At 37.7% G+C, this 12,793-nt stretch carries 12 protein-coding genes; all 12 read left to right on the top strand.

The window, feature by feature from the left end:
• Positions 1-10: 10 nt before the first annotated feature.
• The gene (locus EAX61_RS11810) at positions 11-865 is read left to right on the top strand and encodes a glycosyltransferase family 2 protein (protein WP_121917904.1); all 855 of its coding nucleotides are present in this window, start codon (positions 11-13) and stop codon (positions 863-865) included.
• Between the two features lie 9 nt (positions 866-874).
• Complete coding sequence (locus tag EAX61_RS11805; protein WP_121917903.1) at positions 875-1,654, top strand: glycosyltransferase family 2 protein; 780 nt, start codon at positions 875-877, stop codon at positions 1,652-1,654.
• A 2-nt stretch (positions 1,655-1,656) separates the two neighbouring features.
• Positions 1,657-2,676 carry an acyltransferase family protein gene (locus EAX61_RS11800; RefSeq protein ID WP_121917902.1) on the top strand — a complete coding sequence of 340 codons (1,020 nt, stop codon included), beginning with the start codon at positions 1,657-1,659 and terminating at the stop codon, positions 2,674-2,676.
• A gap of 51 nt (positions 2,677-2,727) precedes the next feature.
• Positions 2,728-3,684 carry a glycosyltransferase family 2 protein gene (locus EAX61_RS11795; protein WP_121917901.1) on the top strand — a complete coding sequence of 319 codons (957 nt, stop codon included), beginning with the start codon at positions 2,728-2,730 and terminating at the stop codon, positions 3,682-3,684.
• A complete protein-coding gene (locus EAX61_RS11790; RefSeq protein ID WP_121917900.1) occupies positions 3,681-4,856 on the top strand; it encodes a glycosyltransferase family 4 protein in 1,176 nt (391 codons plus the stop codon). Before EAX61_RS11795 ends, EAX61_RS11790 begins: the two co-directional genes overlap by 4 nt.
• Positions 4,853-6,004 (top strand): glycosyltransferase family 4 protein, encoded by a 1,152-nt coding sequence (locus tag EAX61_RS11785; protein WP_121917899.1) that lies wholly within the window; start codon positions 4,853-4,855, stop codon positions 6,002-6,004. The genes EAX61_RS11790 and EAX61_RS11785 overlap by 4 nt, the downstream gene beginning before the upstream one ends.
• Complete coding sequence (locus EAX61_RS11780; protein ID WP_121917898.1) at positions 6,004-6,882, top strand: glycosyltransferase family 2 protein; 879 nt, start codon at positions 6,004-6,006, stop codon at positions 6,880-6,882. Before EAX61_RS11785 ends, EAX61_RS11780 begins: the two co-directional genes overlap by 1 nt.
• 285 nt (positions 6,883-7,167) lie before the next feature.
• Positions 7,168-8,331 carry an acylneuraminate cytidylyltransferase gene (locus EAX61_RS11775; protein ID WP_121917897.1) on the top strand — a complete coding sequence of 388 codons (1,164 nt, stop codon included), beginning with the start codon at positions 7,168-7,170 and terminating at the stop codon, positions 8,329-8,331.
• Complete coding sequence (locus EAX61_RS11770) at positions 8,324-9,199, top strand: N-acetylneuraminate synthase family protein (protein ID WP_121917896.1); 876 nt, start codon at positions 8,324-8,326, stop codon at positions 9,197-9,199. The genes EAX61_RS11775 and EAX61_RS11770 overlap by 8 nt, the downstream gene beginning before the upstream one ends.
• 3 nt (positions 9,200-9,202) lie before the next feature.
• The gene (locus tag EAX61_RS11765; RefSeq protein WP_121917895.1) at positions 9,203-10,609 is read left to right on the top strand and encodes a glycosyltransferase family protein; all 1,407 of its coding nucleotides are present in this window, start codon (positions 9,203-9,205) and stop codon (positions 10,607-10,609) included.
• Positions 10,609-11,766 (top strand): glycosyltransferase family 39 protein, encoded by a 1,158-nt coding sequence (locus tag EAX61_RS11760; protein WP_121917894.1) that lies wholly within the window; start codon positions 10,609-10,611, stop codon positions 11,764-11,766. The genes EAX61_RS11765 and EAX61_RS11760 overlap by 1 nt, the downstream gene beginning before the upstream one ends.
• Positions 11,767-11,768: 2 nt before the next feature.
• Positions 11,769-12,725, top strand: coding sequence for a glycosyltransferase family 2 protein (locus EAX61_RS11755; RefSeq protein WP_121917893.1), 957 nt, complete (start codon positions 11,769-11,771; stop codon positions 12,723-12,725).
• The last annotated feature ends 68 nt before the right edge of the window (positions 12,726-12,793 follow it).

Genomic DNA, 12,793 nt, shown 5'->3' with positions numbered 1-12,793 from the left:
ATTTAAGCTAGTGACAACGCCACTTATTTCCATAATCGTTCCCTGCTATAAACAAGCGCACTTTCTAAAGGAGTCCTTGCAGTCCGTCCTTAAACAAACGTACGGACATTGGGAATGTATTATAGTGAATGATGGAAGTCCAGACAATACAGGCCAAGTTGCTAATGACTGGTGCAAAAAGGATGATCGATTTAAATATGTGTCAAAAGACAATGGAGGGCTTTCCAGCGCTAGGAATGCAGGAATAAAAGCAAGCAACGGCACCTTTATCCTTCCGCTGGATGCAGATGATCTATTACACAAGAGGTATCTAGAATATACAGTACCCGTACTTTATAAGAATAATGAGCTTGCCATTGTTACGACCTACAGTACTTTTTTTGAAGGTAGTTTAGAAAATGTTATTCATCAATTAAGACCACAAGGTGATACCTATCCTTACTTATTGTACGTAAATCAGCTAGTAGCGACTTCTCTTTATCGAAAAAAATGTTGGGACGAAGTGGGAGGTTATGACGAAACGATGAAGAAAGGTTTTGAAGACTGGGAATTTTGGCTCGCTGTAACAAAAAGAGGATGGAAGTATAAGGTACTCGAAGAACCTCTCTTTTATTATAGAAAAGCGAAGAAGTCTATGTTAGTTACGACCATAAGTAGGGATGCCGAACGTGTGAAAGAGTATATCATCCACAAGCATCGCGATATTTATATAGAGGACTTTGACAACTGCATAAAGGTATTTACGCATTATCTTACGACGAGTAGAAAAAAGGAACAGTGTCTACAAAATTCACTGGAATACAGACTAGGTAAAATTATACTAAAACCGTATCGAATTTTAGAACGCATCCTAAACAAAAAGTAAATTGTCCCTATGATCTCAGTCGTAATACGTACAAAAAATCAAAAAGATGCACTCTCGTTTCTTCTAGGCAATTTAACGAGAAGGTATGTAGATGATATAGACGAGATTATAGTCGTTGATAACCTATCTACAGATGGCAGTGACCAAATATGTAAAGACTACGGAGCCCGTCTCGTAACGATTGAAAACTTTAGTTACGGAGGGAGTGCAAACATCGCAGCGCGCGAATCTAGAAATGATATTGTGGTCATCTTTAGTGCACACTCATATCCTGTAAGCCACGACTTTTTTAAACTCATTAAGCAAGGTTTTGAAGGAAATAAGAATTTGGCCGGATTAAGATGCCTACACAGTACAAATGACTATCGTGCCTATATAACCGATTTAAAGGCAAAAGAAAATCCGAATAGAGCAGGATTGATATTTTCTGGATCTGCGTTCAGGCGTTCCGTATGGGAGAAGCACCCCTTTAGAGAGGACGTTGCTACCTTTGAAGACAAGGAATGGTCTAAGCGTGTTCTGGAAGCTGGTTACGAAATTGAATTTGTACCTGCCATATTTCATTATGAGATTAAACGTTCTAGAAAACAGGAGTTCTTTAGGTTTAAAAATGATATGGTCGGGAATTACCAGCTCTGGCACAAGGAGGTTAGTTTACTTGCCGCCAGCAATGGTGTTGTGGCTACGATATTTTGGCTTAAAATAGGCTTTATCAAGGATGTTTGGTATGCGATAAAACGGTACCTCCATACTTTCAAGTTTGTGGTAAATAAGCCCAAGAAGTTTTGAGTATGAAACGACACTATAACAACTTTGACTTCCTTCGCTTTCTATTTGCCATATTTGTTATAATTACACATTCCTTTGCTTTGTCTGGTGTCGGTGAAGAAAAGGAGTGGTTATATGCAATTACAAATAGACAATTAAGTTTTTCGGGATTAGGGCTGAGTGGTTTTTTTGTCATTAGCGGATTTTTTATTTATCGGAGCTGTGAGCGAAGCAGGAATTTATGGGATTATTTAAAAAAAAGAGTCTTGAGAGTGTTTCCCGGTCTGCTTGTGGTTTTGGTATTATCACTCCTCATTGTTCCCTTTATATATGAAGGGGAAACGTCGTTATTATCTAACCGAAGTTACTGGACCTACGGACCGTATAATTTGTCCTTATATGGTTTTCAAGGAGTAATATCAGGAGTTTTTGATCATCATCCCTATAAATCTATAAATGGATCGTTGTGGACTATAAGGTATGAATTCTCGTTGTATCTTGCTATTGCATTGTTGTTTTTGGTAAGAAAGCAAAAGCGATTGATCGTAGCTTTAGTTTGTGTCGTCCTGCTCGTGATGATGTTCTTGTTTCACTTTGCACTCGATCAGGTCGGAGGTGCTGAGATTGCTGGAATGGTGGGAGTTCATATCCTTAATCTGGGAGGCTTTTTTGTCGTAGGTACCTTACTGGCGACTCTAGACTTTGAGAAATGGAATAGTCTATTGCTTGTCGGTGTTTCCTTTGTTTTGATCTTAGTATCCATACACTTAGATTTTTTCATAACGACAAAGCACCTTTTATTGCCTTTAGTTGTATTGGGTATAGGATTTATCCCCCTTAAGGGAATAAGTTCTTTTTCTAAGTATGGTGATGCTTCTTATGGAATTTATATTTATGCTTTTCCTATTCAGCAATTGCTACTGTATTTTTTAAAACCAAGTATTTTAGTTTTTATCCTGTCATCTATGAGCTTAGCAATTATTTTTGGATATCTATCTTGGCATTTGATTGAGAAGAAAGCCCTTGAGTTAAAATCAAAATGACTATTATTATCGAACAAGAGTTAAAATGCAATATCTAGATCATAACCTATAATGAATAAGATGGTTTCCATAGTAATGCCAGTTTATAATCGGGAAAAGATTATTCAAAAAACACTAGATAGTGTAATTGCACAAACGTTTCAGAATTGGGAATGCATTATTGTGGATGATGGTTCTACAGATCAGACTGTATCTTTACTTAAAGAGATAGCAAGTCAAGATTCCAGATTTCAAATCTTTCAACGCGATGATTCAAAACTTAAAGGTGCTCCTTCTTGTAGAAATATAGGAATAGAGAATGCAGTTGGTGATTTTATAATTTTCTTAGACTCCGATGATACATTAGAAGTTGATTGTCTTAAATCAAGAGTATCTTATTTTGAAAAAAATGAGCAAGACACATTTTTAGTATTCCCTATGGGTATTTCAACAGGTGATAATATTATTAAGAAAGAAATAAGAACTGACACCACATTTCTCCAAGATTTTCTTAGTTATAAGCTCCCTTGGTCTATTATGTCTCCTATTTGGAAAAGTGAATTTGTAAAGTCACTCAAAGGGTTTAAGGAAGGATACCCACGACTTAATGATCCAGAATTAATGATTAGAGCATTATTGACACCTGGTGTGAGCTATAAAGTGTTTAACGAAGTTCCTTACGATACGGTTTATTATCCTAGTGTTTCAAATTGGGTAATGATGATTGATAAGTATTACGATAGTCTTCAATTATTTATTCCTGATATTTCAAACGAGCTGACAAGAAGAAGGAAAACCGATTTAAAAAAATTTCTCAAAGGATATTTAAAAGTATGGTATCGAGATTTTTATTTTCCCAGCAATAAAAATTTAATTGCTCAAAACCGAAATCTCATAAAGTTATTTCGTCAACACCATATTATAAATTTCATGACTTCATTAAAACTTAAATGTAGGCTTTATCTTTTCATACTTTTAAGTTTCATAAATCGTAAAATAAAGAATTCTCAAATTGCTAACTTAGGATGAATAGGTTAAAGCGGTTTGTAAAGTATTGTTTAGGCTGGATTTATCTATTCATATTTCGGTATTTCAAATCGTTTATTATAAGTAAATCAGACATTATCTTTATATTCCCTTACTACCATTTAGGTGGAGCAGAGCAGGTTCATCTCGATATTGTAAAGGCTGTTTCTCATAAAGAAGTGACGGTTATTTTTACCCATCTTTCGGCAACAGATCATTACTTACCTCACTTTCGCGAAAGCGCAACCATTATTGAGCTTAATAGTATTATCAACAAGAAAAGTAATAGAGTTCGAAAGGCACTTTTCAACACCATTGCAAAAGCAATCAATGGGAGTAAAACGGTAACACACGTTTTTGGCTGTAACAGCACTTATTTTTATGATATTTTATCATTAATTAATACTTCAAAACAGCGTATAGACTTAATACACGCCATAGCACCTAATGATTCTAGAATATCAACTTTAGCAAGCTCCGCTAAGTATATCGATACCCGAGTGGTCATCAACAGAAAAGCCAAAGAAGACGTATTGAATATATATAGGGAGAACAATATAATTGCCTCACCAGATAAAATACGTATCATTTCAAATGGAGTTGATCTATCAAATATTCAAGACCTTTCAATCAAACCAGTTTCTGAGGTATTAAACGTTGGTTTTATCGGACGATGGTCTGATGAGAAAAGACCGTGGATATTTCTTGAAATTGCAAAAAAAATAAAATTAAAGTTTACTGGCACCCATTTTAAGATGGCGGGTTCTGGAATGAAAGGAGAGAAAAGTCGTATACAAGAAGCGGGAGTGAATTATGTAGGTGAGATTACAACAATCTCAGACCTTTCAAAGTTTTACAAGGAATTAGATTTAATTATAATTTGTTCTAGCACCGAGGGTTTTCCTATGGTTCTTATGGAGGCAATGCCTCACGGAGTGATACCCGTATGCACAGATGTAGGTGGGATTTCTGAGCATATACGTCATCAAGAGAATGGTATTCTTGTAGGTGAATCAATAGAACTTGAGATAATTGATAGTTTTGTAGAAAATTTGAGTGATTTAATCACAAACGATATTAAAAGACTAGCCTTAGCTGAAAACGCAAGAAACTACGCGCTCAATCATTTTGATATAGAAAAATTTAATCAATCTTATAGAAATTTACTTTCTTGAAAATCCTAACCGTTGCCATACCAAACCACCACTTTTTTCAATGGGTTAACCAGTTGGAGCATTCGGGGCACGAGGTGTTTTGGTTTGACATTACAGATGGCGGACCACCTTCTTCTAAAATCCCTTGGGTCACCCAAATAAAAGGGTGGAAACTACGCTGGGATTTTCCTTTGCGGTCAAGCATCAAGAGTAAATTACCTAACCTATATAAGAAGCTCCAAGAGCGCAATGAGAATGATGTTGTAAACGCTTTCGCGAAAGCGTACCAAAACATACAACCCGACATCATACATTGCTTTGAAATGCAACTCGCAGGAATCCCAATTCTTTCTGTGCTTCAAGAAGTTGAGGTTCCTTTGATTTACTCCTCTTGGGGAAGCGACATCTATGACTTTAAACGATTAGGACTTACTAAGCAAGAAGTTTCAAATTTTCTAAAAAGGGCAAATTACCTTATTACAGATTGTAAAAGAGACCAGACTATTGCTCAAGAAAACGGATTTAAGGGTAAATTTCTAGGAGTATTTCCGGGCAATGGAGGCCTTGACCTCGATCCCGCACACATTAAATCTACCACCGAAAGAAATACCATTCTCATCAAAGGGTATGACGATGGCGTAGGTAAAGCATCTGTGGTCCTGCAAGCACTTGAGTTAGTGGACAAGAACTATTTTAATACTTATGATATCGTTTTATATAGTGTAGATCGAAGTGTTGAGGAACAGATCAGAAATTCGCAAAGGCTATCAGATCTCATTTCAAAAGTATTTGCGAGAAATTCTTTTGTCAAAAACACCACGCTTCTGGAACTTATGGGGAGCAGTAGTATTCACGTTGCAAACAGCCTTTCTGACGGGATGCCCAATGCCTTGCTCGAAGCTATGGGAATGGGCGCATTTCCCATCCAGTCCAATCCTGGAAAGGTGACAGAGGAGGTCATTCAAGACGGGAAGAACGGATTGCTCATACACAATCCGCTGGACGTAGAAGAAATTGCTGGTCTCATCGAGAAAGCAATTACTGACGAGTCGCTTAGAAAAAATGCTCAAGACTTCAATACGCAATTCATTCTCAAAAATTATAATAGAAGTATCTTACGACCTCAGATAATCGATTTATACAAAAACGTCTATAATCATTCATCGTAATGGATATTTCCTTCCTAATCGTAACGAGAAACCGACCGGCAGATTTGAGGACTACACTTGATGTCCTCAAGGTAATGATGGATCACGAGCGTCACGAAGTACGGGTTTTTATAGACGGCTGTGAGAAGACAGAACCTTTAATTCCGGAGTACGATTGGGTGCATTGGAGCAAGTTAGACGCGAGTATAAGCGCCTCACCTGCACGTAACGCGCTTTATAAAAATGCGCAGGGAACTATTTTTATAGGACTGGATGACGATGCACATCCCCTAAGTCTTAATTTTATTGAAGAAGTAGAAGTACGCTTTCGCGAAAGCAAAAACCTCGGAATTCTAGCTTTTCAGGAAGTGCGTGGTCTGTTTGCAACAGACACAGAAGCTCGTGCGCAGGCTAAAAGTGCTACAAACTATCTAACTAATGATTTTGTGGGTTGTGGATTTGCCATAAAGAAGACCGTATACGAGGAAACCAATGGTTTTCCGCTATGGATGGATATTTACGGAGAAGAATCTGCCGTGGCTATTGAGGTTTTGGATGCTGGGTACGACATTCTTTACTGCTATGATATTCAAGTAAACCATCGAGTGGATGTGGAAAAGAGAAAAGCCACAGGCAGAAATTACTTTAGATTTGAGCATCAACTTCAGAATACACTTAAATTTTATATCGTTTACTATCCTAAACCCTTACTTAAGATTTTAAAAGCGCTCCTGCATAATTTTAGGAAATATGCGCTTACAGATTTGAAGTATTTTAAATCATTCTCACAAGTCGTTTTTTCTACACTATTTAAGTTGCCCAGCACATTAAAGTACAGGATTACAGTTTCTCAAAAAACAATTGATGCTAAGAATAAACTTGCTCCCGTAAAGTACTAACGTAAATCGCTTATTTCAAACTTTGTAAAAGGTAACGAATGCTGTGAAGAGCGTTTTTGTGCAAGACGTCGCTGTTCGGATCATTTTTCTTTTCCTGTTCTTTTATTATAACTCTTGTCTATGTGCATCGACGTCGGTTGGAGCGTCTGTAAAGAGGTCATAGGACTTGTCTAGCCGTCTGTAAAAAGAGCAACATAATCCCTTACCTTTTACCCATAAAATACATACTTTTGTCGAACAAATAGTTGACAGGCTGTTCAAGGTAACACTACAATACGCTGACTTATGAAATCTATAGGCTTCTTGCCCTTACGTAAAGGCTCCAAAGGTATTCCTGGAAAGAATAAAAAGAAGCTACTCGGACGCCCACTATTTTGCTGGGTACTAGGAGAGGCGATTGCATCCACGCTGGATAGTATTTATGTTTACACAGACGATGATGATATCATCTCATTTTGTAAGCGAGAATATCATTGGACAGATAAAGTACAAACAGTAAAGCGTAGTGAAGCAAGCGCTACAGATACAGCATCTACCGAAATGGGAATGCAGGAGTTTGTTAAGGGACTAGATGCATCTTTTGATATTTTATGCCTACTTCAAGCCACTTCACCATTTACAACAGCTATATATATTAATGCTTGCATTGACAAAGTCTCGAATGATGAAAACTACGATTCGGCACTTACGGTGGTAAACACGCATCGCTTTACTTGGAATGCAGATGGAACTCCAAAAAATTATGACGTCTTTAACCGACCGCGCAGACAGGACTTTGATGGCTTACTGATTGAAAATGGAGCGTGCTACGTAACGACGAGTAAAGCCTTTCGCAAGAGCGGAAACAGAATCAGCGGTAACATTGCCACCGTACAAATGCCAGAAGACAGTCTCACAGAAATAGACACCCTCACCGATTGGAAAATTGTCGAAGAATTATTGGCTTCTAGGCTCAAAACCAATAAAGGAGCTTCTCGCATCTCACATCTTATTCTGGATGTGGATGGTGTTTTTACAGATGGATGTATCTATTATGGCTCAGAAGGCGAGCTGATGAAAAAGTTTGATATGCGTGACGGGATGGGACTTGAGATTATACGTCAACACAACGTAGAGGTGATGGTGATGACCTCAGAAGATTCTCAAATAGTCGCCAGCCGAATGAAAAAATTAAAGATCAAAGATGTATTCTTAGGCGTTAAGGATAAATATAGCTTGCTATCGAGAATTGCGACAGACCGTGGGATTTCCTTTTCAGAAATGGCTTATATAGGTGATGATGTAAATGATCTTGCAAATATTTGTGCTGTGGGCTGGTCACTCACTCCTGCAAACGCTACAATGCCCATTAAGAATCACGCAGATATTATCTTACAGAATAATAGTGCAGAAGGAGCGATACGCGAGGCCTGCGACTTTATATTTAAATACAACAACCGTTATGAGTAATTACAAAGTCCCATATACCATTGCAGAAATAGGTGGCAATCACAAAGGCGATATGGAAATCGCAAAGGAAATGATTAAAGTCGCGGCTATTTTTTGCAAGGTAGACGCTGTAAAGTTTCAAAAAAGACACAATGTAGAACTTCTCACTAAGGAGCAGTACGAAGCACCGCACCCCAATCCCGTAAATTCTTATGGGGACACTTACGGAGCTCACCGGGAATTTTTGGAATTTGACGTGGCGCAACACAGCGAGTTAAAGGACTTTTGTGAGGAGCTTGGTATTACCTATGCAACCTCTGTTTGGGATACGACAAGTGCAAAGGAGATCGCGGGACTTCACCCAGAATTTATAAAAATACCAAGTGCCTGTAATAATCACTACGAGATGTTAGGCTGGTTGTGTGAGAACTACGAAGGGGAAATTCATTGCTCTACAGGAATGACTACCAGAGATGAAATAGAGGAACTTGTTACATTCTTCGAAAAGCACAACAGGGGTAAAGACCTTGTGCTGTACAATTGTACTTCGGGATATCCGGTACCATTTCCAGATGTTTGTCTATTAGATATCAAGACACTTATCGAGAAATATGGGGATCGTGTGAAGCATATTGGCTTTTCAGGCCACCACCTCGGTATTGCGGTAGATGTTGCTGCTTATACATTAGGTGCAAATATCGTGGAGCGTCACTATACCTTAGATCGAACTTGGAAAGGGACAGATCATAGTGCTTCCCTGGAGCCTGCGGGGATGAGAAAACTTGCTAGAGACCTTAGGGCGGTGCATCAAGCGCTGGACTATAAGGCAACAGATATATTACCCATAGAGCAGGTACAACGAGATAAACTTAAGTACCGCAAGGCTTAACAGATGGCTAAAAAGGTTTTTATTCTCTTCCCAGACGGCGTAGGCCTGCGCAATTTTGCGTTCACAAAATTCAAGGAAATAGGTGAGGAGAAAGGTTTTGACATTACCTACTGGAACAATACCATCTTCTCTCTAGAGAAAGAATTGGGTTACAAGGAGGTGGTTATAAAAAACACTAAGATTCATCCTAAAACGCCTACACTAAGTCACGCAAGAAAAAGGGTGGAACTTGCGCTTTCGCGAAAGCGGGAAAACGACAATGTCTACCCCACTTACAGATTTCCGCTACAGTGGAATAGTGTTAAGAAAGCCGCCAAAAGTGCCTTTGTCAAATATCACGAAAGATTTAGTGCTACGCCAAAAGGTTGGCAAAGGTTGATGGATCAAATGCAAGCGGCAGAGCGATCTACAGAGCGCTATCAAGAACTTAAAGAACAATTAGAAGAACACCGTCCAGACCTCGTTTTTTGTACCACACAGCGTGCAACACAGGCCATAGCGCCCATTCTGGCAGCGCAGGATCTTGGCATCAAGACCGCTTGCTGGATTTATAGTTGGGACAATCTTCCCAAGGGGATGACGACGATTGAAACTGACTACTACTTTGTTTGGTCAGACTTGATGAAAGATCAATTGCTTCAGTATTATCCCAAAACGAGAGCGGAGCAGATTTTTGTTACGGGTACGCCACAGTTTGAACCACATTATGATGGGAGTTTATTGCTTTCGCGAAAGCAATTCTGTAAGCAGCATAACCTTAATGAGGAAACAAGATACATTTGCTTTTCTGGAGATGATCAAACGACATCACCTTTAGATCAATATTATTTAGAAGACACTGCCGTGGCCGTAAGAAAGCTTCGCGATGAAGGGGAAGATGTAGCTATTATCTATCGTAAGGTGCCTATAGACTTTTCCGGAAGGTATGATGCGGTGCTGGAAACGTACAAAGATGTCATTACCGCCATAGACCCATTATGGAAACCGATGGGTTCGCAGTGGAATCAAGTAATGCCTACTAAAGAGGATTTTGCATTACTGGTTAACACTTGTCATCATTGTGAGCTCGTGGTGAATATCTGTTCCAGTATGGTCTTTGATTTTGTAGCTCACGACAAACCCACTATTTACCCAAACTATGAGCAGCCACAGCTCAAAAAGGGAATACGCGATATAGGTCAAAATTATAAGTACGTTCATTTTAGATCAATGCCAGATTATGATAAAAGCGTCACTTGGGCATTAAATAAAAATGAGATTTACGACGGAATCAAAGGTCTACTTAACGGAACCTTGAACCCTGTCCCGGTTACTAAAGAATGGTTTGGGATTGTAAATAAACCAGAGCAACCAGAAAAGGCTAGTGAGCGGATTTGGGAGGGGATAAATGAAATTACCTATAACTTATAATGTTTAATAAAATCTGCAATCTTCTTGAACGACCTGCAATACTATATACGCTTGCTGGAATTTCAATTATTTCAGGTCTGAGAACCTTTTTTTTGCCGTTAACAGGAGATGAGATCACCTATGTTAATATCGCTACAAACTTATTAGAAAACGGCAATTATATGCTGCACGAGCGTGCTAGCACAGTTACTCCAGTTGTTCCTCTTATAATAAGTGCTTTCTCCTTAATCAACGGAATAGAATCAGGAATTTTTCTTTCTAGGCTTTTTTTAGTAATCGTTTCGTTAGTGGGTGTTTTTTATGCTCATAAAACAATATCCAAAGTTGTGGATAAGCCAGCTATTACCTCGTTAATAGTATTACTTATAATCGTAAACACAAATTTTGTTTCGGCAATTTCATCTTTATACCCAGATAGTATATTATTCTGCTCTTTGTGGATTCTCCTTTATTATCTTAGCGAAGACGTAACTAAATTTAAGAATTGGATTTACATCTTAATTTTTACCTTACTTCTAGTTTTAACTAGATATTTATATGCCGTTGTAGGTTTGCTGGTGTTATTTGCTTTTATTAAATATTTAAAAGCAGATGAGAATAAGAATTTTTCTCAAATTTTACAATTGGTCTTTGCTGTCCTTTTTGCTTTAATACCCTTAGGTTTATGGTTTTATTATGTAGGAACAGTAGAGAGTGAGCAAACCAATAGTATAAGTTATTTTAATAGGTTTAAAAATCACGGTTTGTTGTATAATCTAAAAGCGGGAATAGGCCTGATAAGACACGAAGAAGTAGGGAAAGTAAATGGTGTTCCCGCCTTTGCGTCATTATTTATTCCTATTACGGGTATGCGTAGCTGGTTGCTTAGCATTCCTTTATTGTTTCTATCATTGTATGGGTATTTCAAGGTCTTTTCTTCTGCGGGGAATAAAATCTTTTTGATAATAATTCTTATTATGCTTGGGCTAGTTTTTGCTGGAACGGGTTTTAGCCGTTATTGGTTACCCTTATTACCGGCATACTTATTAGGATTCTATTTGACTAGTAGCGCTCTAAGAATACCCGAAATATGGTTTAGATGTATAGCGCTCACCGTTGCTGTAATCTATGTTTTTAATGAGTTGCGCTTAGATATTTTAGTATTCAATAAATTGTAGATATGACTGCGGACAATAAGAATGCAACATTGGTTTATATGCCTGCCCTCAATGAAGCGACAACAATAGTTGAAGTAATCCAGAGTATAACCTCATTAGAAAATCTAGGAGTATTAAAAGTTCTTGTGGTAGACGATGGGAGTGATGATAATACGAGTCAACTTGCACAGAAAGCAGGGGCGATGATTATTAAACATCAATCGAATAAAGGTGTTGGAGCAGCTTTTCAAACGGCAATAGGATTTGCTATAGATAACGATTATGGAACATTTGTAAGCATAGACGCAGACGGTCAATTTAAAAGTAGTGAGATTCAGAAATTAATAGAGCCCATTAAAAATAAGTTATCCGATTTTGTATTAGGTATTAGATTTGAGAACGGTAGACCTCTCAATATGTCAAAGGTCAAGTATTATGGAAATAAACTTGTAAATGGCATCATATCAAAAATAAGTGGAAACAAAATTTTGGACGCATCTTGTGGATTCAGAGCATATTCTTCAGAAGCATTATTACATTTAAATCTTCATGGCAATTTTACGTACACTCACGAAACTATTTTAGACTTATTGGATAAGAATTTAGTCATTGAACAGGTACCTATATCTGTTACATATTTTCCGGACAGAGAATCTAGAGTAGCTGGTAATATCTTAACGTATGGTAAAAGAACTTCTAGAATTATCTTTAAATGTTATAAAGATTACGCTCCTTTTTATTTCTTTTTTAACATTGGTTTGTTTTTTCTGTTTATTTCCATTTTACTAGGAGGGTTCGTACTGAAAAATTGGATAAAAACGGGCAGTATTAGTCCCTACAAGAGCTTTGGGATTGTTGCGTTAGCTTTTTTTGGAATTTTCTTTTTGTTTTTAATATTAGCGCTTATCGGAGATATGTTGAGTAGGATAAGAAGAAATCAAGAGCGTATGTTATATTCCTTGAAAAAGAAGATGAAATAATGTACGATTGGTTAAAAAGAGTCATTTCTACTAACAAGACGCTATTAAAAAGGTATGTTCTTATTAGC

The sequence above is a fragment of the Dokdonia sinensis genome (genome assembly GCF_003688895.1).
Taxonomy (GTDB): Bacteria; Bacteroidota; Bacteroidia; order Flavobacteriales; family Flavobacteriaceae; genus Dokdonia; species Dokdonia sinensis.
This window is presented reverse-complemented; position numbering and strand designations above follow the sequence as displayed.